The 23,399-nt window shown below is 44.9% G+C and carries 21 protein-coding genes and 1 pseudogene; 14 read left to right on the top strand and 8 right to left on the bottom strand.

The genetic code is table 11. The features are described from left to right. The first annotated feature begins 47 nt into the window (after nucleotides 1-47). Nucleotides 48-1,868, top strand: a complete 1,821-nt coding sequence (sppA, locus tag QI63_RS01875) for a signal peptide peptidase SppA (RefSeq protein ID WP_044013377.1) — start codon at nucleotides 48-50, stop codon at nucleotides 1,866-1,868. Nucleotides 1,869-2,293: 425 nt separating this feature from the next. Here the strand turns inward: sppA and QI63_RS01880 are convergent, their stop codons facing one another. From QI63_RS01880 to QI63_RS01900, 5 genes and pseudogenes are all read right to left on the bottom strand, one after another. Further along, complete coding sequence (locus QI63_RS01880; RefSeq protein WP_044013379.1) at nucleotides 2,294-3,304, bottom strand: ABC transporter ATP-binding protein; 1,011 nt, start codon at nucleotides 3,302-3,304, stop codon at nucleotides 2,294-2,296. A 14-nt stretch (nucleotides 3,305-3,318) separates the two neighbouring features. Next, nucleotides 3,319-4,379: pseudogene (locus QI63_RS01885) on the bottom strand (ABC transporter ATP-binding protein). 2 nt (nucleotides 4,380-4,381) lie between these two features. Continuing rightward, nucleotides 4,382-5,458 carry an ABC transporter permease gene (locus tag QI63_RS01890; RefSeq protein ID WP_044013381.1) on the bottom strand — a complete coding sequence of 359 codons (1,077 nt, stop codon included), beginning with the start codon at nucleotides 5,456-5,458 and terminating at the stop codon, nucleotides 4,382-4,384. Nucleotides 5,459-5,466: 8 nt separating this feature from the next. Then, nucleotides 5,467-6,396 carry an oligopeptide ABC transporter permease OppB gene (gene oppB / locus QI63_RS01895; protein WP_044013383.1) on the bottom strand — a complete coding sequence of 310 codons (930 nt, stop codon included), beginning with the start codon at nucleotides 6,394-6,396 and terminating at the stop codon, nucleotides 5,467-5,469. Between the two features lie 206 nt (nucleotides 6,397-6,602). Further along, entirely contained in the window at nucleotides 6,603-8,204 is a 1,602-nt protein-coding gene (locus QI63_RS01900; protein ID WP_044013385.1) for a peptide ABC transporter substrate-binding protein, read from the bottom strand. A 173-nt stretch (nucleotides 8,205-8,377) separates the two neighbouring features. Here QI63_RS01900 and QI63_RS01905 point away from each other — a divergent pair, with 173 nt between their 5' ends. From QI63_RS01905 to QI63_RS01915, 3 genes are all read left to right on the top strand, one after another. Further along, the gene (locus QI63_RS01905; protein WP_044013387.1) at nucleotides 8,378-9,283 is read left to right on the top strand and encodes an alpha/beta hydrolase; all 906 of its coding nucleotides are present in this window, start codon (nucleotides 8,378-8,380) and stop codon (nucleotides 9,281-9,283) included. Between the two features lie 8 nt (nucleotides 9,284-9,291). Next, a complete protein-coding gene (locus QI63_RS01910; protein ID WP_044016916.1) occupies nucleotides 9,292-10,536 on the top strand; it encodes a peptidase U32 family protein in 1,245 nt (414 codons plus the stop codon). A 344-nt stretch (nucleotides 10,537-10,880) separates the two neighbouring features. Beyond that, a complete protein-coding gene (locus QI63_RS01915) occupies nucleotides 10,881-12,074 on the top strand; it encodes a ZinT/AdcA family metal-binding protein (protein ID WP_044013389.1) in 1,194 nt (397 codons plus the stop codon). 133 nt (nucleotides 12,075-12,207) lie between these two features. On the opposite strand, the gene recG is transcribed toward QI63_RS01915, so the two are convergent. The 3 genes from recG to QI63_RS01930 form a co-directional block, all read right to left on the bottom strand. Then, nucleotides 12,208-14,274, bottom strand: coding sequence for an ATP-dependent DNA helicase RecG (recG, locus tag QI63_RS01920; RefSeq protein WP_044013391.1), 2,067 nt, complete (start codon nucleotides 14,272-14,274; stop codon nucleotides 12,208-12,210). Between the two features lie 108 nt (nucleotides 14,275-14,382). Further along, nucleotides 14,383-15,378, bottom strand: a complete 996-nt coding sequence (locus QI63_RS01925; protein WP_044016918.1) for a glycosyltransferase family 2 protein — start codon at nucleotides 15,376-15,378, stop codon at nucleotides 14,383-14,385. An 8-nt stretch (nucleotides 15,379-15,386) separates the two neighbouring features. After that, a complete protein-coding gene (locus tag QI63_RS01930) occupies nucleotides 15,387-17,975 on the bottom strand; it encodes a hypothetical protein (protein WP_044013393.1) in 2,589 nt (862 codons plus the stop codon). Between the two features lie 571 nt (nucleotides 17,976-18,546). Between QI63_RS01930 and QI63_RS01935 the strand changes: the two genes are divergently transcribed. Genes QI63_RS01935 through QI63_RS01980 form a run of 10 tightly spaced genes read left to right on the top strand, consistent with a single transcriptional unit; the run spans nucleotide 18,547 to nucleotide 23,383 of the window. Further along, the gene (locus QI63_RS01935) at nucleotides 18,547-19,314 is read left to right on the top strand and encodes a ParA family protein (protein ID WP_044013395.1); all 768 of its coding nucleotides are present in this window, start codon (nucleotides 18,547-18,549) and stop codon (nucleotides 19,312-19,314) included. An 11-nt stretch (nucleotides 19,315-19,325) separates the two neighbouring features. Then, entirely contained in the window at nucleotides 19,326-19,772 is a 447-nt protein-coding gene (locus QI63_RS01940) for a hypothetical protein (RefSeq protein ID WP_044013396.1), read from the top strand. Further along, nucleotides 19,772-20,308 (top strand): hypothetical protein, encoded by a 537-nt coding sequence (locus tag QI63_RS01945; protein WP_044013398.1) that lies wholly within the window; start codon nucleotides 19,772-19,774, stop codon nucleotides 20,306-20,308. Before QI63_RS01940 ends, QI63_RS01945 begins: the two co-directional genes overlap by 1 nt. Before the next feature lie 27 nt (nucleotides 20,309-20,335). Continuing rightward, a complete protein-coding gene (locus QI63_RS01950) occupies nucleotides 20,336-20,548 on the top strand; it encodes a hypothetical protein (RefSeq protein ID WP_044013400.1) in 213 nt (70 codons plus the stop codon). Between the two features lie 45 nt (nucleotides 20,549-20,593). Next, nucleotides 20,594-20,965, top strand: coding sequence for a hypothetical protein (locus QI63_RS01955; RefSeq protein WP_044013402.1), 372 nt, complete (start codon nucleotides 20,594-20,596; stop codon nucleotides 20,963-20,965). Nucleotides 20,966-21,018: 53 nt separating this feature from the next. Then, complete coding sequence (locus QI63_RS01960; protein ID WP_215904699.1) at nucleotides 21,019-21,450, top strand: hypothetical protein; 432 nt, start codon at nucleotides 21,019-21,021, stop codon at nucleotides 21,448-21,450. Between the two features lie 59 nt (nucleotides 21,451-21,509). Further along, nucleotides 21,510-21,992, top strand: coding sequence for a hypothetical protein (locus QI63_RS01965; RefSeq protein WP_044013405.1), 483 nt, complete (start codon nucleotides 21,510-21,512; stop codon nucleotides 21,990-21,992). Further along, entirely contained in the window at nucleotides 21,989-22,213 is a 225-nt protein-coding gene (locus QI63_RS01970; RefSeq protein WP_044013408.1) for a hypothetical protein, read from the top strand. The genes QI63_RS01965 and QI63_RS01970 overlap by 4 nt, the downstream gene beginning before the upstream one ends. Further along, complete coding sequence (locus QI63_RS01975) at nucleotides 22,201-23,079, top strand: ParB/RepB/Spo0J family partition protein (protein ID WP_044013411.1); 879 nt, start codon at nucleotides 22,201-22,203, stop codon at nucleotides 23,077-23,079. Before QI63_RS01970 ends, QI63_RS01975 begins: the two co-directional genes overlap by 13 nt. Beyond that, a complete protein-coding gene (locus QI63_RS01980) occupies nucleotides 23,072-23,383 on the top strand; it encodes a hypothetical protein (protein ID WP_044013413.1) in 312 nt (103 codons plus the stop codon). Before QI63_RS01975 ends, QI63_RS01980 begins: the two co-directional genes overlap by 8 nt. Nucleotides 23,384-23,399 lie beyond the last annotated feature (16 nt).

The raw sequence follows: 23,399 nt of genomic DNA on the forward strand, positions 1-23,399 counted from the left end.
TTTACCGAAATAATTTTTTAGAAAGCGCTATAGCAAAGGAGTTTCCTATGAAAGATAAAAAACGCGGGTTTTTTCATTTGTTCTTTCGCGGTTTGAATCTTATCCGTCTGATTATTATTAATCTCATATTTTTCATTTTGCTTTTTCTATTTATTGCAGGTATTTACAAATACAATGACGGCACGGGGAAACAAAAAAATACCCGCGTTACGGTTTATGCCGACTCCCTTTTATTGATTAATCCGGCAGGACGCCTTACCGAAAAACCGGATGAATTTGTCTGGCGGAATTACCTGCTGTCGGATACAACTTCCGATGCCGTGTTATTATCGGATATTACCGATGCATTACGCCACGCCGCACATGACCGGCGGATAACAGGAGTTTTACTCGATCTTACCGGTCTCTACGGTATTTCCACAGGACATTTTACCGAATTAAAGACGGCATTGCTTGAATACAAGGACTCCAATAAACCGCTCTATGCATTTTCAACAAGTTACGGATTAGGGCGCTATTACATTGCCTCTTTTGCCGACCATATCTACCTTGATCCTATGGGCGAGGTAGACTTATCGGGATTTTACACCGAATCGCTTTTCTACGGCGAAATGGAACATAAACTCGGCGTTCAATGGAATGTTGCCCATGCGGGGGCTTTCAAGTCGATGGCGGAAACTTATTCACGTACCGAAATGTCTACCGGAGTGCGTAACAATAATCTATCCGTACTGAAAGACTTATGGCACACATACTTACAGGATATAGCCGCCAATAGAGCCGCCGACGCAAACCTCTTCGAAACATATACGGTACGATATAACGATGCACTGCGGAAGGTAAACGGAAACAGCGCCCAAGCGGCACTGGATGCAAATCTCATCACCGATATCGGCACGTACGAAGAATGCGGCGTTGAACTGGGTGTATTGGATGAAGAAACATACGACCTTTCTGAACGGGATTTTATCAACTACAATAAATATAATAAGTCTTTTAAAAAGAAAGAAACGGATAATCGGATCGGGGTTATTTATTTAACCGGTTCGATTACGGGAACTACCGGCAATACTGCCGATAATGCGGACAGTCCTACCCTCGTAGATTTATTCGACGAAGCGGCTGATGACGATTCAATTAAAGCAGTAGTATTGCGGATTGATTCGGGCGGCGGAGAAGTGAACGCCTCTGAAGATATACGGAGAAGTTTGGAACGGCTCTCAAAAAAAATCGGTAAACCTGTTGTTGTATCGATGGGTGATATAGCAGCCTCGGGAGCATATTGGATTGCGTCTTCCGCCGATTATATTTTTTGCTCACCCTATACCATTACCGGTTCAATCGGTGTCTTTGCCGTTTCACCATCTATCCAAAAAGCGGTACAAGAATACTTCGGAATCCATGTAGATGGAGTAAGTGTTTCCGGCCGTATGCCCTATTCAATTTTCCGCAATCCGACCGATGCAGAAAAAACGCAATCGGAATTGGAAGTTATGCATACATACTCAATCTTTTTAGATACGGTAGCGCAAGGCAGAAATCTCCCGCGTGCAACTGTTGAAGAATTAGCTCAAGGGAAAATTTATTCCGGAACACAGGCGAAGGAGCTGCAGCTCGCTGATGAATTGGGCGGTTTTACCGATGCCGTCAATTATGCCGCGACCAAGGCAGGCATAAAAGAAACGTATTCGTTAAAGGTTTTATATAAAGAGCCGCCCGTAGCCGACGAAATCTTAAAAACGTTGCTCGCAGAAAATGCCCGATTCTATAAAACCGCCGATCTGCAAGTATTGCACGAGCTTTTTGGCCTGCGCTCCAAAAAAGGCTTTTATGTATATACCCCCATCAAAGCGCCGATGGAAGAGTGAAATCAAGCAAACGCATCAGACATTTCATCACTCAATGTACATCCGTGTATATTGAGTGATGGCGAATTTGCTATAAAGCACATTCGCTGTTGTTTAATCCCCCCGCCATCCATGGCGGATTTGCAAAACCCCGCAGAAGGATGAGACTTTTCAACCGGAATTGAACCTCTTCTCGGTTCAAATGGTCTGACAGCCTATTTATTTTGCGATTCTCATTTATTCATGCGGAGGGTTTAATACCCGCCGTCCACGGCAACGCTTGCGTCGGGGGTGTTGATTCCGTCTGATGTGTTTGCTCTGCTACGCCTGAAAAAAGTGTGCGAAATTTTTTCAAAATTTCGCACAGATAGAAAACACTTAAAGGTTTACCGCCTTAGTCCTTACAGCATTGCAATTTTCAGTCGTTTGCCGAAAACGGCGACGGCTTATTCGCAGAGGAAGCATGCGACTTGATGGCCGTTCCCTTTGTCTTTCAGCTGCGGGATAGTGTTTTTACAGTGTTCCATACGCTTGGGACAGCGGTCATAAAAGTAGCAGCCCGTGCGCTGTTCCGTAGGTGAAGGCACATCTCCCGATAAGATAATTCGCTTGCGCTTGCGTTCGATTTCCGGATCCGGGATAGGAGCTGCGGAAAGGAGCGCTTCCGTGTACGGGTGCAGCGGTTTTGAGTAAAGCTCTTCGGCATTCGCAATTTCTACGATAACCCCGAGATACATAACCGCAACCCGCGTGGAAATATACTGGATAACGGCAAGATCATGCGCGATAAACACATAGGTAAGCCCGAATTCATCCTGCAAATCCTTAAAGAGGTTAAGAATCTGCGCTTGGATGGATACGTCGAGCGCGCTGACCGGCTCATCCGCAAGGATTAACTCCGGCTGAAGTGCAAGCGCACGGGCAATACCGATACGCTGCCGCTGTCCGCCTGAAAACTCATGCGGATACCGGTTGCGGAAAAAGCGGGAAAGACCAACCTTTTCCATTAATACCTCGACCCTGTCATCAATTTCTTTTTGCGTATACGAAAGGATGCCGCGCTTCGTTAAAATCTGCATCGGCTCTGCGATAATATTTCCTGCCGTCATGCGGGGATTCAGCGATGCATACGGGTCTTGGAATACCATCTGCATATCCTTACGCGCCTGCATCAGCGTATGGTGCGAACAACCGGCGAGCTCCATACCTTTAAACCGGACGGAACCCGATGTCGGCGTATACAGCTGCGCAATGGCGCGCGCTGCGGTTGATTTTCCGCAACCGGACTCCCCGACAAGACCGAGCGTTTCACCCTTTTTTACCGAAAAGCTGATACCGTCCACTGCACGGACAGCACCTTTCTTACGTGAGAAGATGCCCCCTTCCGCAAACGGAAAATGCATCTTTAAGTCTTTAACGGTCAATAATGCTTCCGATTCGTTATATCTTTCTTCCATAAATCCGCATCCTCCTATTCGTTATTTCCCGCAGATTCAGCTGCAGCATTGTTCGATACCGTTGCAACCGCTTCCCCTGCCGGCTTCCCCGACTGATAGAGCCAGCAACTGGTGCGGTGACTAGGGGAAAGGCTATATGAAGCGGGATATTCCGTTTTGCACTGCGGCATCGCTTCGGTACAGCGCGGATAGAACGGACAGCACGGTGGCAAGTCGATAACGTTCGGCGGCTGCCCGCTGATGGAGAATAACCGTCCCGTATTTTTTTGTCCATCCGCGGTACGGATTTAATTAATCCCCGTGTATAAGGATGTGCAGGATTTGCAAATAATTCATCTACGCCACCCTGTTCTACAATGCGCCCTGCATACATAACACAAACATTGTCGCACATACCGGCGACTAAACCGAGCGAATGGGTAATCATAATAACCGCGGTACCAAGCCGTGCACTCAAATCGCCTATTAAGTCCAAAATCTGCGCCTGAATGGTAACGTCCAGTGCGCTAGTGGGCTCATCGGCAATCAGTACCTCAGGGTCGCAGCTTAATCCCATCGCAATCATAACGCGCTGCCGCATACCGCCCGAGAACTGGTGCGGATAGCAGTCTACTCGCTTTTCCGCCGCGGGGATACCGACTAGCTTGAGCATTTCAATTGCTCGATCACGCGCATCTTTTTTCGATAAGCCCTGATGCAGCCGGATTGTTTCTATCATCTGCGTCGAGATTCTTAAAAAGGGATTAAGGCTGGTCATCGGGTCTTGGAAGATCATCGAGATTTTATTTCCCCGAAGCTGTCTAATCTCATTTTTATCCATCTTGAGCACATCTTTGCCGCCGAACCACACCTCGCCTCCGATGATTTTACCCGGAGGATTGGGAATAAGGTTCATAACCGCTAAATTGGTTACGCTCTTACCCGAACCGGACTCACCGACAATCGCCAGCATTTCGCGTTTATGCAAATCGAAAGAAACGCCGTCAACAGCCTTGACGATACCTGCATCGGTCCAAAACCATGCTTGTAAATTTTTAACCTGTAAGATTTTCTCGTCTGATTTTTGATTATTCATCGTTACACCCTGTTTTTACTCTGAGGATCGAAGGCATCGCGGAGGCCGTCGCCGAGAAAGTTCATTGCAAATAAGAAAACCGTCATTGCGATTGCCGGAACCAACAACTGCCACGGATAGAGCGTCATTACGTTTACACCATCGGATACAAGCGACCCCCATGAAGCCTGAGGTGCGGAAACACCGAGTCCTAAGAACGAAAGGAAACTCTCGTTCATAATAAAGCCCGGAATAGAAAGAGTTGAGTAAATGATGATAATACCGAGCGTATTCGGTAAAATGTGCCGGAAGATAATACGCGGCGTAGAAGCACCCATTGAACGGGCGGCTTCGACAAACTCGGCATTCTTTAAACTGATAACCTGCCCGCGCACGACGCGTGCGATGGTCAGCCACGAAACAAGTGCAATCGCAACAAACAAGATAATAATGCTCTGTCCCAAGATCGCCATCATAATGATAACAACGAGCATGTACGGCAAACCGTACATAATATCGACAAAGCGCATCAATACGTTATCGAGCCAGCCGCCGAAATAACCGCTGACCGCGCCGACCAGTACGCCGATAAATAACGAAGTAATCGTGCCGATCAAACCGATCATGATCGAAATGCGGCCGCCGTATACGACTCGGGCAAACACATCTCGCCCGAGCGCATCGGTGCCCAAAAGATAGCGGCGGTTGTGTACCGGATTATTCGTTACCTCCCGCTCTAAAGCGGCGAGCTCTTCTTTTTGTTTTTCCGAAAGATCAGCCCTACCTTCTTTTTTTGCCGTACGCATCATATCCGCACGACGCATTTTGAGCATCAGATTACCTGCCGTACGAAAAGAGGGCGGCAGATTCTGATGGATAATTGTCTGCTCGGAATAGGAGTAAATAGGCAGCAACGGGGCCAACAGCGAAATTGCAGCATAAAATGCTACAATAAAAAGACCGCCGATTGCCATTTTATTTTTTTTAAGCCGCCTCCATGCATCATCCCATAAGGAGACCGGCTTCATCGACTGGTTGAATTCATTCACTTGCCCGTTATCTTCAGTACGGTTTTCGGTATCTATTTGCTTAGTATCCATCTTCAGCCTCACTTATATGAAATGCGGGGGTCGATAACCGCATAGAGAATATCAACAACAAAATTCATCAAAATCAAAATAACGGAATACATAATCACCGTTCCCATGATCAGCGTATAGTCGCGGTTGAGAGCGGATTGAACAAAGAAGGTACCAAGCCCGGGAACCAAGAATATTTTTTCGATAACAACAGAGCCGGTGATAATACCTGCAAAAGCAGGGCCGAGATAGCTGATAACCGGCAACAGAGCACCCTTTAACGCGTGTTTAAACAGCACAACCGGATATGAAAGTCCTTTTGCATACGCAGTACGGATATAATCCGAACGCAGTACTTCCAAAATACTGGCACGAGAAAGACGCGCAATGTATGCAAAATACGGCAACGACAATGCAAGTGCCGGCATAATAATCGTTTTAAGCCCATGCCGTCCGGTAATCCAACCGGAGGTCGGCAGCCATTTTAATTTTACTGCAAAAAGAAGCATTAACAGCGGGCCGACAACAAATAACGGTACCGAAATTCCGATAACGGCAATAGACATCGATGCGTAATCGGCAATCGAATTTCGCTTTACCGCAGAAACAAGCCCTACAAGCAAACCAAAAAAGAGAGCAGCACAGAGGGAGGTGATACCGAGAATAAGCGAATTCGGCATGGTATTTCCGATTAAATCGTTGACGGTATAATCTTTATATCTGAAAGACGGACCGAGATCCCCTCGCAGCATATTACCCAGATACCGCGTATACTGCTTAAAAAGCGGCTCGTCCAAATGATACTCACGATTGATATTTGCAAGCACCTCAGGCGGTAAATTCCGTTCACTGGAAAAAGGTCCCCCGGGCGCTACCTTCATTATGAAAAAACTGAATGTTACAATTAAAAAAAGCGTCGGCACTAAACTAATTAACCGGCGTATAACAAATCGGATCATGCTTCCCCCAATAGTGTTAACATCTTCCGGGCATCTCTAAAAACGGGAGTCTTTAGAGCTTTCCTTCTAAAAAAGAAGCTCCGCAGGCAGCAAACCCGCAGAGCTTGTATGCCTCCTTGTCCGTTTTAGGATTGTTCGGTGGCATATGCCTATTCGGCGGTTGTAAGATTTTGGAAAAACAGAAATGCTTTCCAAAATTATCTTCTTTATTTTACTTTCTTCAGACCAACGTAGGGGTGGATGTCCTGCGGATTGTTATACCAACCTTCCCACTTTGTCGTATCGATGATGTTCTGGCTGACATACGAATACATCGGCAGTAAAGCCTGATCTTGTTCCAACAGGATTGTTTCTGCATCATGCAGTACCTGGAAGCGCTCCGCGCCACCTTTCATTGTGGCAGCTTTGCGGATTAATGCATCATATTCGGCATTGCCATATTGTCCGTTATTATTGCTGCCGTCAGTTAAGAAAAGTTCCAAGAAAGTATTAGGATCCTGATAGTCACCTGTCCATCCTGCACGAGTTATATCAAAATCATGCTGGTTACGCTTGTCGATATAGGTTTTCCATTCATAGTTTTGGATCTTAACCTCAACACCAAGATTTCGCTTCCATGATTCCTGAACATATTCTGCAATCATTTTATGACCTTCCAGCGTATTGTAAATAACCGTCAATGAGGGGAAGCCTTTTCCATCGGGATATCCTGCTTCTGCAAGCAGTTTCTTTCCGAGTTCGGGATCATAGCCTGCGCCTTGCCCCGGTGTATAACCTGCCATCGGGGGAACCATCGAGCGGGTTGCTACCTGACCGGCTTTTGTTACCTTCTCTACCAACTCCTGCCGATCCAGCGCCAGTGTCAAAGCTTTACGTACACGGGCATCCTGGAGCGGACCGCGCTTTACGTTAAAGATGTAGTAATAGGTAGAAAGCTGCGGAGCAACCTGATAGTCGGGCAGCTGCTTTACTTCGTCGATACGGGGTACCGGAATACCGGTATTCCAGTCAAGCTCTCCTGCCTTATACTTTTCGTAAGACGTATTGCTGTCTTCGATTGGCAAGAACGTTATACGAGAAAGATGCACATTCTCTTTATTCCAGTATTTGTCGTTCGGTACAACGGTAATTTTTTCCTGCGGGACCCATGTTTCAAGCACAAAGGGACCGTTTCCCACAAAGTTGCCGGGCTTAATCCAGTCATTACCGAATTTTTCAATTGTGTGCATCGGCATAGGATTAAAGGCATAATGTGCTAACATATCAATAACATAGGGTGCGGGGCCGGTCAGCTGTACTTCGAAGGTTTTATCATCGACAGCCTTAATTGCAACAGCGGAAGCATCTGCCTTACCGGTATTATACTCCTCAGCTCCTTTTACAACCATGTTGATCATAAATACATACTGAGAGCCTGTTTCCGGTGCCAGCATACGCAGCCATGAATCGACAAATGTCTTTGCGGTGATCGGTGTTCCGTCGCTCCACTGTGCATTCCGTAAGTGGAAGGTATAGGTCATACCGTCTTCGCTGATATCCCATGATTCCGCAACGCCCGGTACTGCAGTACTGGTTTTCGGATCATAGCCTACCAAACCTTCAAACAATGCCATATTGATGCGGTGCTCGGGTACGCCCTGAATTTTTGCGGGATCCAAGCTCTGCGGCTCAGCGCCGTTACCGAGAATAAATTCGGCTGCAGCGTTATTGGCTGCTGATCCCTTTTCACCGCTCTGCCCACCGCAGCTTGCCAAAATCAGCGCTGCGCCTACCAAAGCAGTTAATAAGCATATCATCTTGTGCTTCATACTCTACTTCTCCTTTTAAGTTATAGTGAGTGATATTATTTGATTATACATAATCTTATCATTGTATCAAGTATATTTATACAATAAATCTGAAAAAACCGTATATTTTTGCATTTTTTTCAGAATTGCTCTATAGACTAGCATTATCAAGGAAGATTTTGTATACTACCGCGATGGATGGGACAAATTCACTACGGAAAATACAAAAAGTATTTAAAAAGACCTTGTATTCCCCTAAAGTACCGTTAAGTACTATTCGGGAGGAATATGATTCCTTTTTTTATTCGCCGTATCTGCCGAACAATACGGATATAACGCGCGATACGATCGGTTCGGTGCCGGTAGAAATATTGAAACCCGAAGTTGCAGCGGCAAACCGTGTTATTCTTTATGCACATGGGGGATCCTTTGTAAATGGGTCGTGCAAGGCTTCACGCAATTTTTGCGCTTCGTTTGCTCATGAATGTGCGTGCAAATTATTTTTGCCGGAGTACCATCGCGCGCCGGAATATCCTTTTCCTGCCGGCTTGGAGGATATCTTTATTACCTATCGAGAAATACTGAAAAAATACGATTTTCCTCCGGAATCGGTCGTTATTGCAGGGGATGAGGCGGGAGCAAATTTGGCAGTCGCACTTGTTCACTATTTAAAACAGAAAAAGCTCCCCCAACCTGCTGCGCTCGTACTCATTTCGCCGTGGCTGGATGTTTCATGCTCAAACGAAGAAATGCATACGTTACAAAAGTCCGATAAATTTTTGATGAAAGAATCATTTCAGGCAGTGGCCGGACGCTATACTGCAGCTGACAATTTTCAGAACCCGCTGGTATCTCCGCTTTACGGTTCCTTTGCAGGTTTCCCTCCGATATTTATTCAGTGCGGCGGTAAGGAAATTCTCTTAGCAGATGCAAAGGCTCTCACACAGAAGATTGAAGCGGCCGGCGGACAGGTGCAGTTAGATATATGGCCTGAGATGTGGCATTTCTTTCAGGCGATGGATGCACAGGCAAAAGAAGCTCACTTAGCAGTAGAAAAAATGGGACAATGGGTGCAGTCTCTTTTTATTGAGGAAGAATGATCAACATGATGGAATTGGTAGCCCCTGCCGGCAATCTGGAAAAACTGCACTACGCGTGGGAATACGGAGCGGATGCCGCCTATATCGGCCTCAAAAATTTTTCCTTGCGGGTAAAAGCAGATAATTTTTTTACCGACGAATACAAAACTATCAGCGCACTGAAAGAGCACTATGCAAAACAGGGAAAACCCAAGAAGCTGCTCTGTGCACTGAATATTTCTTTTCATAATGAGGATATTAAGGCCTTTTTGGCAGAAGCCGATTATTTTAGGCTCTACCCTATCGACGCCTTTATTATTCAGGATATCGGAATGGTTTCCGTATTACGCAAACATTTTCCCGATACACCGATCCACCTCAGCACACAGGCAAACTGTATCAACTATGAAGCGGTGCGGGTATACCGCGACTTGGGATTTAAACGCGTGGTACTCGGTAGAGAGGCCTCGCTTGCCGATATTGCCGAAATAAAAGCGCACGTACCGGAGATGGAGCTTGAATGCTTTGTGCACGGTGCAATGTGCATTGCGTATTCGGGGCGATGTCTTATCAGCGCATACCTTACCGGCCGCAGCGCGAATGCAGGAGCCTGCACCCACTCCTGCCGGTGGGACTATTCGCTTGCCGTTGAAGAAAAAGAGCGCCCGGGAGAATACTTTCCCGTAGAAGAGGGCGACGGCTATACGGCGCTGTTTTCGTCTAAAGACCTCTGCATGATAGACTACCTGACCGACTTGAAAAAGGCAGGGGCAGATGCGCTTAAAATAGAAGGAAGAATGAAAAGCCTCTATTATACAGCGCTCGTTACCCGCGCCTACCGGAAACGGATCGACGCCTTATTCGGCAAAATCTCCCCGGCCGAAGCTGAGCCCTTTGTGAAAGAGCTGTACAATACGGCGCACCGTGCGTTCGGTACCGGCTTTTATTTTTCAAAGGATGATGCCAATAAAACAACCCGCGGGGAATCCAAGTCGCCGTATAGCATGGCCGGTACCATCGGGAAAGAACTCGGCGGCAACCGCTACGAATTCATATCGATGAATAAGATTACCGCAGATATGCCGCTTGAATATATCGGCCCCGACATCTGCGCAATCGAAGACTGCAATTACACCCTGCTCGACCCCGAAACCGGCGCTACCCGCGACTGGGTATGCCACGGACATCCCTGCATTATCGAAACGAACGTACCGCTGCGCAGCGGTTTTATTGTGCGTACGAAAAACCGTGAAAATTCGGAAACGACCGCATAGGCCTTATAGATTATGTTTTTTATACAGCGTAAATCAAAGTACTATATCGAACGATCTGTTAGAAACGGTTGACATTTTAATTACAGTTGATTATGATAGATTCACATTATACAGCTATGAATCAGCTATGTGTGTAGTAGATGGTATTCCTCCCAAAAATAAGTGTTAGAGCGGTCTTATAAGTCCCCATAAGGCCGCTCTTTTTTTATTCGGCGGTATTTGTGTCTTCCTGCCGATTTAATACCATGGCGCTCTGCATCGGGATTATGGATTATACAATCTGTCAGCAGTAGTTGACATTTTTTACGATTTTTGTAAGTATAGGCAAACATTAGGAGGTTTAGATGTTATCTAAAAAACATATCGTATACGGAGCGGCGGTATTGCTGCTTGCCGTATTTTTTACCGGATGTAAATCGACATCCGCAGCTGCAAAGCTCGAAGCGGGAAATGAACTTTCTGCGTGGAAGGGCGAATGGCAATCCTTTAGTGCGATTTCCGGCGCGACTCAGCTGAACGACGCATATAGAACGCAAGCGGAAAAGATGCCGTACTATACCGAAGACGGATTAAAGGCAGCAGTTTCCAATATGTTTGCAACACCGATTGCAAAAGTCAAGTTTGACGGTTCTAATACCGTATTGTTTACCGTAATGGACAAAGACGGTAATGAAAAACAAATTCCGTGCGAATACCGTTATACCGGAATGAAACCCATGCAAGGGTTTGAAGGCCATTCATGGTATGCATTTGAAGCGATCAAACCGGTACAAGGCTTAGCGGAAGCGCAATATTTTATTATCGTACCTCCGCATCGAGATTCCGAAGACAGCTTATTGCACTGGCACGCACGGTTCGGCAGCAGAGACATTAAGTCACTGGTAGAAAGCGATCCGCTCTGGTGGCCGACCTACGCCGATACGGCAGTCTCGAACGAAAACCTGTTAAAAGAAATGACCGATACGATTAAGGAAGTTGCGGAGATGTTGCCGAAAGCTCCTCTTATGCCGTATACGGGTAAATGGATCAACACTGCACTGATCTATGACGATCCGCGTCCCGCCGTTCAGGCAGCGTACGCAAAGCTCATTAAAGAATTTTCCGGAAAGAAAGACGGCAGCGACTTTACCAAAGAAGAAATCATTAAGATGGCAAAGAAAAGCTACGGTACTGCTTCCGATTTTACACACCTTGAATTCGTTACCGGAAACGATAAAAACGAAATGGTTGTATGGAAAGGTATGACCGAACTTTCGAGAGTTGCTTACAGCCGTGACGGCGCTAATAAACTGCGCGCTACGGCAAATGCATTTGTTGCATCCGACCGGCAAAAAGCGGGAAAATTCGCCTTTTTATCGATGACGACACCGCACGGCAGTCCCGCGCACATGCATGTATGGTACGGTATGAAGCCGAGCGAAATCGAAAAGACGGACGGTAAAAAGCCGACCTGTATTCCGGCAGACAGCTCTGAAGAACTGGTTGCAAAGCGCGTACTCGATACATGTCGTAAGCTTTTAAGAGAGGCGACAAAATAACCTGATGAAGAGTAGGAATTTATTTCTCCCAAAATAAGTTTTTGAGCGGTCTTATATATCCCCATAAGGCCGCTCTTTTTTTATTCGGAAGCATTTGCAGTAAACCTGTTCGACAATGCGGTTATCGAACAGGTCAAGCATTTGAGTTTTCCCGTTGAGCTAATCCGCGCTGCGCGGCAAGCATTTCGAAGGCGGCGATGCGGGCTTTTTCCAATAGCGCAAAGTCGCGGATGGGATCGGCAAGTTCAAAACCGCAATAGCCGGACTGCTCAACGCCGCCGATGTCTCCCGGCCCCCGCAGCTTTAAATCTTCTTCCGCAATGACAAACCCGTCAGCCGTGCTTGCCATCACCTTGAGCCGCGCCATACCGGTTTCGGTGATATTTTTCCCATAGAGTAAAAAGCAATAGGATTGCTCGCTGCCCCGCCCGATCCTACCCCGCAGCTGATGCAGCGCCGAAAGGCCGAAGCGGTCGGCGTGTTCGATGACCATACAGGTGGCGTTCGGCACATCGACGCCGACTTCAATAACGCTGGTAGCCACAAGGATGTGAATAGCTCCTGCTCGGAACTCCTGCATAATAGCCCGCGCTTCGTCCTCCGGCACCTTGGAATGCAGGAGTGCAAGCCGGTGATGGGGAAAATCCCGCGTCAGCTCCGCGAACATATCTTCCGCCGATTTAAGGCTGAGCGTCTCCGAATCTTCGATAATCGGGTACACAAAATAGGCTTGCTTTCCGGCAAGGATATCCTGCCCGATAAAATAATACACTTTTTCGGCCTTGCTTTCGGGGGCAACATAGGTAATCACCGGCTTGCGCCCGGGAGGCATCGTTTTGATAACAGAAATGTCGAGGTCGCCGAACATCGACAGCGCAAGCGTCCGCGGTATGGGCGTCGCACTCATCATCAAAAAATGCGGAGCCTTTTTTCCGCTGTCGATACCTTTTTGGATAATTGCAGAGCGCTGGAGTACACCGAAGCGATGCTGTTCGTCGATAACAACCATACGCAGGTTTTTATACAGCGTCTGGGCGGAAAAAAGGGCGTGCGTACCGATGATGAGGTCGATATTACCGGAAGCAAGCTGCTGTAACAGCTGAGAGCGTCCCGCCGCCTTGAGGTTGCCGGTTAAAAAAGCAAGCCGCACGCCGAGCGGTTCCAAAAGCTTTGCCGCATTATCGGCGTGCTGCCGTGCCAGCAGCTCAGTCGGCGCCATCAGCGCCGCCTGTCCGCCGCCCTCTATCACTTTTAAGCAGGCTAAAAACGCAACGAGGGTTTTGCCCGAACCGACATCACCTTGAATAAGGCGGGCGGCGGGCGCCGTTCCGTCGAGGTCGGCGTTAATCTCTGCGGTAACGGCTTGCTGGTCTGCGGTAAGCGTAAACGGCAGGCGTGAGAGCAGCTCCTTTTGCAGCGGACTGTAGGCGTACTGCAGCGCCGCCGGTTGAGCCGTACCTTCCGAAGCGTCATCCCGCACCGCCGTACGCGGCAGCACACCGCGCCGCTCAAGCGCACGCATACCGACAGCTGCCTCGTACAGGAAGAACTCCTCAAAGATGAGCGCGGTACGGGCGTTTTCCGCCTCCTGCATGGAAGAGGGGCGGTGCATTGCAAACAACACGGTTCTTTTATCGGGATAGCCGTATTTATTTAATACATCGGCGGGAAGTTCGGAGTCGATGCCCCGCGCATACGAATTAAGCGCCTGCTCGATGAGCTTGCGCAGCTTTGTCTGGGTAAGCCCCTGCGTTAGCGGATACACCGGCAAAATACGGCGCTCCGCCGTATCGTATTGTTCTATATCAAACGAACTCGATTGGATAGCCCCGTATTTAACGGAAAAACTTCCGTAGACCAACGCCTTTGTACCTTCGGGAAACGATTTCTCTAAAAAAGGCCGATTAAAGCACGCAAGCTCGCCGCGGGTTCCTTCGGAATCGCAGACAATCAACTTGAGCGTTTTCATACGCCCGTAGCCGAACCATTGCTGATCCATAATCGTTACCGGAACATTCAATTTATGAAACGCATTCCATTCGCTGAGCGTATTATACCTGCTGCGGTCTTCCCATGCGCGCGGCCAGAGCCGTAGTAGATCACCGACCGTCGAGATCCCCAGCCGATTCAGTTGTTCAACAGTTGTTTTCCCCGCCCCATACAAATTTGACACGGGTGTTTGAATTTCTCCAATCAGCATAGGGGCAGTATACCACAAGAAAAAGCCTTACGGCGAGATGTTTCGCCACATGACGAAGCAAATACATCGGAGTGTTTTTAATAGCTCCTGCAAAACGAACCAAAATTCTTAATTACGTACCCCTATTCCCCACCATTCATCGAGCATTGCTCGCGCTTCTTCCTGTAATACAGGAGTAACGCAGGCTTCCAGCTGTTTGAGGTTATCGGTACGGTATGTGCGTCCGAGGGCTTTGACTGCTTTGCGTATTTCGCTGCCGATGGAGGGGTGGTCATCCAAATAAGAAAGGATAATGGTAAACACCGAAGCAGCGGAGCATACTTTTTCCCATTCGGCAAGGTCGGAGATTTCTTTGCGGGAAGTAACGCCGGTGTTGATGCAGTAATTGTAGACAATATCGGGAATACCTCGATATTTATCCGCATATAAGGCAATAAAAAAGTAGGTAAGAACGTCTTCCGCCATAGTGCAATAGGTAAAGGGAATGGCTGCGTAGGCCTTTTGAACAAGATTAGTTTTAAAAAGTTTGCCCCACAAAAAGTCCGAATAGAGGCGTTTTATCAGAAATCCGTGCATAATTGCATCGCCATGTAAAACACCCTCGTATACGTTTTGAGCTCTTCGTACAAAAACGGCAACACGTGCTTCCGGTTCCCCTTCCGTACCGAATACCGCTGCCTTTCCATGCACAATATCCGCGCCGGACGCACAGGCGGCATCGTACAGTATATGGAGAGCCTTTGGAGGCAGCTCATCATCGGAGTCGGCAAAGGCGATGTATTCCCCCGATGCAGCGTTTACCGCTGTCCGGCGTGCTTCCACCAGCCCAAGGTTCTTCCCGTGTTCCAAAAACACGAACGGCAGCCCCTGCGCATTAAATCGCTTTGCGTATATTTTAACAATACTCCGCAGTTCTTTTGTGCCCGGGCTGCCGTCGTTGACAATAATAGTTTCAACCAGCGGTGCATCCGCCTGTTGTAACACTGTGTCTAAAAACCGCCCGACCAGCCCCTCCGTCCCGTACACCGGAACGCAGAGGCTGACAAGCGGCTTGTGCTGCGCTGCACGCCCGAAGCGCACTGCGCAGCGTTGGCGAAAAGTCATCTTACGGGTTATTTCCACTCAAAACCGGAACCGGGACATAACTCCATAGAGAATTTACCACCGGCTTCCTTTTCTTCCGGTGAGTTCAAATTTCCGTCTAAATCGTATTCCAAAACTTTATTGTCACTCTGAGGATCAGGCAGCGGACTCAGCGCCCCCGAAGTATTTCCTCCTACAGCATAAGCTCCATCCGAAGCAATGACGAGCTTTTTCGGCTTAACAGCGATAAAGCGGTAAAATCCATAGCTGACTCCCGGATCCGTACCATCCGGAGGTATGGGACTCTTTTCATGCACTTTCTCTGCGTCACCGGAGAACAATGTTTTTGCAGTTTCAGCGATTTTATACAGTATTCCACTGCTCTTAAATTCATCAATTCCATAATAGGAAAAAGCCGGATCGCCATATTTCATATTCTTCTCTAGCTTTGATGTAATAGCATACAACACACCGTTAACTATTCGCAGATCATTAACAGTGTTATCAATTTTCGTATATTGCGGATAGGGACCACTAGGTTCCGTAGGAGTCAATTGAAGTTCTCCGACAGTAATTGCTCCTTTATCGGCTCCGTCCTGCTTGGCGTATTTCTTTACCGATAATGTATAACCGGCAGGAGATATGCTTATTGTCCTTACACCGACAAACACCCCATCATTATTTGCGGCAAGTGCGGTAACTTTTTCACTTGCCGGAACTGTGATACTATAAGTCTCAGCCTCGGCATCCGGAAAGTCTTCATAACCGGAGGCGTGCCCCCATTTAAACCTTTTTATAGTATGCGGACTACTACTATTCGCCTCTGCATAATATAAATAATTTTCCCCATTGGAAATATCTACAGCAATAGCAGCAATAGTAGTCGATGTTCGTAAATCCAAGTCTCGAGCCGAAGTCTTATCGTACGAACCGTCTTCTTTCAGTGCAAAGCGTCTTACCGTGCAATATAAACTGTTGTCTTTCCACAGTATATACAGATTACCGTCTTGGTCATAGCAGAACACATCGGTAGGAGCAGTAGTCTGTTCGCTGGAAAACCAGAACTGATCGTCAGGAATTGTTGGGCAAGGTGTGTTCGCGTTATCGGCGAGCCAATATTTCATACCATAATAGTTAGGCACAGTAACACCGTTATCGCTTTTCTCCCACAACAGTATCTTCGTATTGGGGAGCTTGTACTCAGGTTTTTGCTCATACCACGTTGCACCCGCATCTTTGAAAGTTACCCCATGAGTTTTCCGATTAAGCACAGCGATACGGTTTTTGTTGGCGGTTATATGCCAGTTCTCATTTATATAGGCAAAATCAACTCCATCGTCTGCGATGTACAGGTTGTCCTCATCGCTGCCGATAAAGCCTACCGGATTGGAAAAATACCGTGTATCAAATGTAATAACGGGATCAGTTCCGCCGGCTTTTGGATTAAGCCCCTTAACGCCTTTTTGTTCAAGAGTGCCGTTGTCTTTATACGCACACTGCACAACCGACCCCACCATATACCACTGGTTACCCGCTACGCTATTCTCGCTGAGCAGGCAATACACATTGTCTTCGTCGGCAAAAAGGCCTGTACAGTTAGTGAGGTTATTGCCGAAAACGGTATCTGTACGCAGTTTAGGAAGATTTAGACTCGCAGCATCAGGTCCTCCAACCGGCTTAAATTGTAATCGCTTACGCCCCGGATGAGCAGGCAACTCTTCAATTTTAAACTTACAGGCATACAAGGTAGTGCCATACACCACAAATAATACATCATCATAAACTGCCGCAGCACTAACATTAGGGGATGAAACAGGAATCGGGAAGCTGTCCTGTACGATATATTCAAACGAATGGTCTTCTTTTTCTTTGAGGCAATAAACGGTACTACCGTCAAACAAAAAAATGTAGTTATGTTTTACATCAATCGCCATATTCGTTATCGTATCGATAGTAGAGGGCGGCAGTGCATCGACAATCTTATCGTGAAATCCGGTATCGGTACCGCCATTCCCTTCTACATCGATACGCCGTAAATGAGTAGTCTGGGTAACCGAGTGCTTATTCCGATACAGTACATATATTCTGCCGATACTGTCCCGTGCAATAACAGGGTGAACATCATGATGCGCACTATGCTCGATAGGAATATTCTTTAAAAGCTGTTCACCGCTTTCCAGCTTGAGAGATGCCGCACGTCCGGCACCGTTTATAAGGATATTCCGCATGATCTTCGGTGTTTTAGACAGCTTTACGAAAATTAAATTGTCCCCTGCCGTAACGGTGTGTTCTTCTGAACCGCGCCACTCGCCTGCCGCCGTTGTAACCTTCACTTCTATAGTAATTTCCGTACCGACGGGAAGTTGAAGCATTACATCTGTCCTGTGTTCTGCATCTACCAACTTATGCCCATTTTCATCGGTAACGGTGATTGTTGTATTATCTTTGTGAAAAATAGGCAGTCCTGCCGCATCAACTGAACGGGCTGCTCCCCCGCCCCCAATAACAACCCGTACGGTGCCGGTATCTCCGTCGGTAAGCATACCGTTACATGCCGTAAATACAAGGCACAGTACTGCAAAAAGAATACTGACAGAGTTCACATACAGCTTTTTCATATCCTACCTCCTCGTACTAGTCTTTAGGCTTTATCATAGAATTAAATATGCTATCTTTTTAAGTACCCACACTTTACCCTTTTTTTAAATATAGTATACACCGTTTTCGATAAAAACACAAACACAAATCGTGAGTATACGGGACAAACCGCCTTTCATAGGGATTCCGGCCGGTGCGTTTGCCCTGTAGTGTTTCATTGACTGAAACATGATAAAAACAGGTAAGTCATTATCAAAACAGTATTTATAACAATTACGAAAAAGAGCATACCTTCATTGTAGCAAAAATTGACAAAGCTATTTTTACACACAAAGCGCGGATAGCGCTCTTTAGAACCTGTTTCGGCGGTCTAAAGGCTCGATTCGCTCCATTGTAGTGAAAAATAAGTATATGGCTTTGCCGTTTTTCCATGTATTTATTTTTATCAATGACGGTTAGTCGTTGGTTAATAGGGATAATAGCTCTCTCTTAAAGACTATCATTCCGGGACGCCCTCAAAAAGAAAACGGCCTTTGAGGGCGTTTTTTTATCCTATCGACTAACCCAACCCTACACACACAGGAGCAAAAGATGAAGGTGTACACATTTGCAAGCCTCAAAGGAGGCACCGGCAAATCTTCGACAACGATAACCGCTGCGGAATGCTGCGCGGCTGCCGGTAAAAAAGTCCTTGTCATAGACATGGACATAAACAATTCGGTCTCATTCTATTTTTTACAAAATAGTAATGAGAGTGGGCAAAAAAATATCGCCTACGCATTGCAAAGCGATAATCTTTCCGATTTCATCATTACTACAAAGAATGAAAATATCGATATTATTCCGTCAAGCTTACGTCTCGTCGATCTTAGAGCGATGTCGACGAGCATATTAAAAAGACTAATGACAAGTCTTAACAATCGGTATGATGCCGTGTTTATCGACACGGCGCCGACATACGATAATATTGTACTTAATGCAATAAACGCAGCAGATTATATTATCACCCCGATAAATTACGATCAATTTAACTTCAATACGTCCATATTCTTAAGTCAAAAGCTCCGTTTAGAGACGGAAAGCTTTGATAAATGGTTCTTATTCTTCAACGGCTATGAAAGCCGATACGACGGGAATCCTGAAAGTCTCCAGAACCAATATCACCTGTTATTTTCGCAGCATGACATCTTAGGAAAAAAACTTCTACCGGTAAGATTTCCTTTTACCCGCAATATGCGGAAATTTGCGGATACCAATGAAGCCCTTTGCAACAAAGGGCAAACGGAAAAGCTCCACAAGGCGGTGTGCGAGCTATGTTCAATACTGTTGGAAGAAGAGATTCGTCCCGAAAAGTTTTAAAAGGTCGAAATATGAAAGAAACAATTGAAAAGGCTCTTAACCGTATAGCTGTCAGTATGGAGGCACGGAAACGAGAACAACAGTTAGCGGGTATTTTTCTTAAACCGATTTCAAAGCGAGCAAAAAAACTTCTTGAAAAGATTGTTGCAAATAAAGAAGCATACCCTGTTTATGTAACCGTAGGCGATGATAAAGAGGATACTATTACTATTCGCGAAAATTGTAATATGGCGACTGCAATGGTTTTTCTTGTAAAAGAATTTTCATATGGCAAGGAATATTATCCTATCAAACAAACCTATTTTAACTATGACGGGAGTGTTCTTAAAGACATTAAACTTATTCCGACCGGCTATAGTTTTATGGTCGGCAGTAAACAACAGGAACGCAGTACCAGTCATTGCCTTTTCCTGCTTGAGCATATCAATCGATTAAAAAATCATAAAGGAGGCAAATAATGCTGTATTTTTATCTTATTCTATTTGTATTTGGAGTATTATTGTGCTTGTTTATCATGTATTTTATATCTTGCAAGAACCTAAGTTCATCTGTGACACTTTCTCTTCTTGTATCGTTACCTGTCGTTGCATTGGGCTTGTGGATTTGTTGTACTTTTGTGTATAAATACGCTTTTGAAGAAGCATGTGAAACTATTTCTGAACTCAAGGATGAAGACAGAAAGCAATTAGTAGAAGATATTGTTAGTCATAACAAGTTTCTAGATCGCTTTGCCTTTGGATTAGCAAGAGTTGATACAAACAAATATCCTGATTTATTTTCTGCTACGGAAATAAACTCAACTGAGACAACAAAGCGGCCTCAAAATAATTCAGACCAGAGACATTATATAATAAAACTTTTTTTCGCCAGTATCACGATTACGGTTAATTTTATTTTTATAAAAAACTACCGACACGTGAATCTAAGATCTCTCATCATAATAAATATGATTTTGTTGGTTTTCTATTTGATGATTTCTATTTTTTGTCAATAAAAATAGCTGCAAAAGGAGTGAAGTAAAATGCTTACTATAAATCAAGATAGAACAAAACAAATACAGCTTGATACTCATTTTAAGGATTTATTTCCGGTTAATGAGGAGATGGTTAGCCGAATCAGTGAATCGATACAAAAGAAAGGCTATGACAAAAGTCAGCCTCTTCATGTATGGAAAGAAGGAATGCTGTTTCAGAAAAAGACATCGAACGGCTTGAGGATGCGTTCCGTAAAATAGCCTCAACTGAGGCTAAATAAAAAGTTTAATAAAAGGAGTTTGAAAATGATTGGTTATTTGGTACTGGTAATTATGGCTGTTGCATTCTTGATGTTTTTTGCATTTATAGAGGATCCATATAAACGAATGTTTATCGGAATAATTTTAGGACTTTTCACATGGATTACAGGACTCTGTATGCATTCCTTCGATAAAGACTCCCTCGAGAAGAAGTGTAAGATAGCTTACGAACTAAATGATAAAAATAAAAGAGAGTTAGCAAAAGAAATTGTTCAACATAATAATGCGGCAAACCTCTTTTATTTTGAATTATACAAAATTGATACGGAAGAATATCCTGATTTGAAAGAAGCGATAGCCTGTGAGGCTGCGGAAAGAGACATCCAACAACTTGAGGATGCGTTCCGAAAAAAATAAAAAGTTTAATAAAAGGAGTTTGAACAATGTTTTTCTTTTTTACGCTACTAGTTATGGTTGTTTTATCTTGTTTTACAAAAACACCGCGCAGTATTCTCATCAGACTAGCTGTATTTATCATAGTATGGGGTAATTTTACAGGCCTCTGCTTCATGAATAAATATTCTATCGAGGAGAAGTGTAAAACTGTTTCTGAACTAAACAATAAAGACAAGAGACAGTTAGCGGAAAAAATTATTAAGCACAATGAGATAGTAAACCTGTTGTTTTTTGGATTAGCAAAAGTTGATACAAACAAATATCCTGATTTATTTCCTGATACAGAAATACCCTCAAATGAGGCTAAATGTGAGGTTTTAGGAAAAGAGAGGGTGTCCATATTACCGTATTTTTATGCTCTTTGGGGCATACTGAGTCTAATATTGTGCGGGATTATTCTTCTGAAAGAAAAAAGACAAGAAACAGTTAGCGGAAGAAATTATTAAGCACAATGAATTACCCGTCATTTTTGCCAATAAAAATAGACTCAAAGGAGCGAAGTAAAATGCAGTATTTTTATCTTATTCTATTTGTATCTGGGTTATTATTGCTCTTGTTTATCATGTATTTTATATATTGCAAGAACCTAAGTTCATCTGTGAAATTTTCTCTTCTTGTATCGTTATTTGTCGTTGTATTTGGTTTGTGGATTTGTTGTACTTTTGCGTATAAATACGCTTTGGAAGAAACATGTGAAACTATTTCTGAACTCAAGGATGAAGATAGAAAGAAATTAGCAGAAGATATTGTTAGTTATAACAAGTTCATAGATCGCTTTGCCTTTGGATTAGCAAAAGTTGATACAAACAAATATCCTGATTTATTTCCTGATGCAGAAATAGCCTCAAGTGAGGCTGAATGTGAGGTTTTAGTAAAAGGGAGGCGTTCCATACTGCCGTATTTTTTTGCTCTTTCTTGCGTACTGAGTCTAATATTGTTCGGGGGTATTATTTTCGGGGGTATTATTATGGAAGGAGAACCATTATGAAAATCTATTACCCGTCATACGAGCAGAACTGGAAGCATATACTACAGCATACCGATTTTATTGAATCGGTCGTAATGAATACACCGACTCGCGCATACACACATCAAATATACGTTATTGTCAATGGTGTCGTGATAAAAAAGCATTACCGAAAAACACTTTCATCGGCTCTTAAAACACAAATGAGAATTATTGGAGGAGGAGATCAATGGCAACACTAACCGCATTAAGTAATTTAGCAAAGGCATCAATCGCCAATTCGGGAGCCGCAGAATTATCAGTTCTTGTATCGATTGATGATATACAGCTTGATACTCATTTTAAGGATTTATTTCCGGTTAATGAGGTGATGGTTAGCCGAATCAGTGGATCGATGCAAAAGAAAGGTTATGACAAAAGTCAACCTCTTCATGTATGGAAAGAAAGAATGCTTTTAGTTGATGGGCATCATCGGCGGCTTGCGGCTATTAAAGCAGGATTACGTGAGGTTCCGGTTTTTTACCATCACTTTAATAGTATGGAAGAAGCATTGGAATATGCCATTTTACTTCAAACCGACCGACGTAATTTGTCTGATGCAGAGATTTATAAAACTCTGCAAACACTGGATAGTTTAAAGAGCCGCGGACGAACAACTGATGATAATGAGCCTCGACAACAAGGAAAATCAGCGGAAATAACCGCACAGAAAATCGGTATATCACGATCAAAGGTTGAGAAAGCTCGTACCATACAGAATAAAGCGAGCCCTGAAATAAAGGCAGCGGTTGAGTCGGGAACAATGAGTATCCATGCTGCCTATAGCGACACAATGAAACAGATACGCAAAAAGAACGACTCCACTAAAAAAACACCGGTGCAACAATGGATATCGATAACAGAACAGAAACCTGAAGAAAATACACCGGTATTGTTTATTACAAGTTCATCGAATGAACAGAGCACCGGATATATTTACGAAGGAACATATCAGCACGATATTGGACAATTTGAAACTCTCCATACATTTTTAACCGGCCTGTACTGGATACCGCTTTCGGCGTTACCGACTAAGCCTGAGAGTAAGGGAGGTGAATCTCATGTATGAGATAGCCCCCGTCTTAAAAGACGGGAAAGTATTTATCGGGGTCGGTGATCAGGAATTTATCTTTACCTCAGGTTGTACCTCATTTAATCCGCAAGAAGAATCAGAATTACGAGTTTGGATGCATACGGCAAAATTGGTATGTCTTGAAGAGATGTGTATGGTTTGCTCACTACTGAGTGAACAAAAAGAGCAGGAAGCAACAGAACTTGCGATCAACATTATGCGGTATTTAAAGCGAACACGAAAAGAATATCCGCGGTGTATGTATGAATTTCAGAAACGGTTGAACAGCGCAAAGGATTAAAAAAGAAGGAGGTGTG

This window comes from Treponema sp. OMZ 838, from assembly GCF_000775995.1.
In the GTDB taxonomy this organism is placed as follows: domain Bacteria; phylum Spirochaetota; class Spirochaetia; order Treponematales; family Treponemataceae; genus Treponema.

Coding starts and splice junctions, on each gene's coding strand:
- sppA (WP_044013377.1), top strand. CDS start 48: ATGAAAGATAAAAAACGCGGGTTTTTTCATTTGTTCTTTCGCGGTTTG.
- QI63_RS01905 (WP_044013387.1), top strand. CDS start 8,378: ATGGATGGGACAAATTCACTACGGAAAATACAAAAAGTATTTAAAAAG.
- QI63_RS01965 (WP_044013405.1), top strand. CDS start 21,510: ATGCAGTATTTTTATCTTATTCTATTTGTATCTGGGTTATTATTGCTC.
- QI63_RS01915 (WP_044013389.1), top strand. CDS start 10,881: ATGTTATCTAAAAAACATATCGTATACGGAGCGGCGGTATTGCTGCTT.
- recG (WP_044013391.1), bottom strand. CDS start 14,274: ATGCTGATTGGAGAAATTCAAACACCCGTGTCAAATTTGTATGGGGCG.
- QI63_RS01930 (WP_044013393.1), bottom strand. CDS start 17,975: ATGAAAAAGCTGTATGTGAACTCTGTCAGTATTCTTTTTGCAGTACTG.
- QI63_RS01970 (WP_044013408.1), top strand. CDS start 21,989: ATGAAAATCTATTACCCGTCATACGAGCAGAACTGGAAGCATATACTA.
- QI63_RS01890 (WP_044013381.1), bottom strand. CDS start 5,458: ATGGATACTAAGCAAATAGATACCGAAAACCGTACTGAAGATAACGGG.
- QI63_RS01940 (WP_044013396.1), top strand. CDS start 19,326: ATGAAAGAAACAATTGAAAAGGCTCTTAACCGTATAGCTGTCAGTATG.
- QI63_RS01950 (WP_044013400.1), top strand. CDS start 20,336: ATGCTTACTATAAATCAAGATAGAACAAAACAAATACAGCTTGATACT.
- QI63_RS01975 (WP_044013411.1), top strand. CDS start 22,201: ATGGCAACACTAACCGCATTAAGTAATTTAGCAAAGGCATCAATCGCC.
- QI63_RS01980 (WP_044013413.1), top strand. CDS start 23,072: ATGTATGAGATAGCCCCCGTCTTAAAAGACGGGAAAGTATTTATCGGG.
- oppB (WP_044013383.1), bottom strand. CDS start 6,396: ATGATCCGATTTGTTATACGCCGGTTAATTAGTTTAGTGCCGACGCTT.
- QI63_RS01955 (WP_044013402.1), top strand. CDS start 20,594: ATGATTGGTTATTTGGTACTGGTAATTATGGCTGTTGCATTCTTGATG.
- QI63_RS01925 (WP_044016918.1), bottom strand. CDS start 15,378: ATGACTTTTCGCCAACGCTGCGCAGTGCGCTTCGGGCGTGCAGCGCAG.
- QI63_RS01960 (WP_215904699.1), top strand. CDS start 21,019: ATGGTTGTTTTATCTTGTTTTACAAAAACACCGCGCAGTATTCTCATC.
- QI63_RS01910 (WP_044016916.1), top strand. CDS start 9,292: ATGGAATTGGTAGCCCCTGCCGGCAATCTGGAAAAACTGCACTACGCG.
- QI63_RS01945 (WP_044013398.1), top strand. CDS start 19,772: ATGCTGTATTTTTATCTTATTCTATTTGTATTTGGAGTATTATTGTGC.
- QI63_RS01935 (WP_044013395.1), top strand. CDS start 18,547: ATGAAGGTGTACACATTTGCAAGCCTCAAAGGAGGCACCGGCAAATCT.
- QI63_RS01900 (WP_044013385.1), bottom strand. CDS start 8,204: ATGAAGCACAAGATGATATGCTTATTAACTGCTTTGGTAGGCGCAGCG.
- QI63_RS01880 (WP_044013379.1), bottom strand. CDS start 3,304: ATGGAAGAAAGATATAACGAATCGGAAGCATTATTGACCGTTAAAGAC.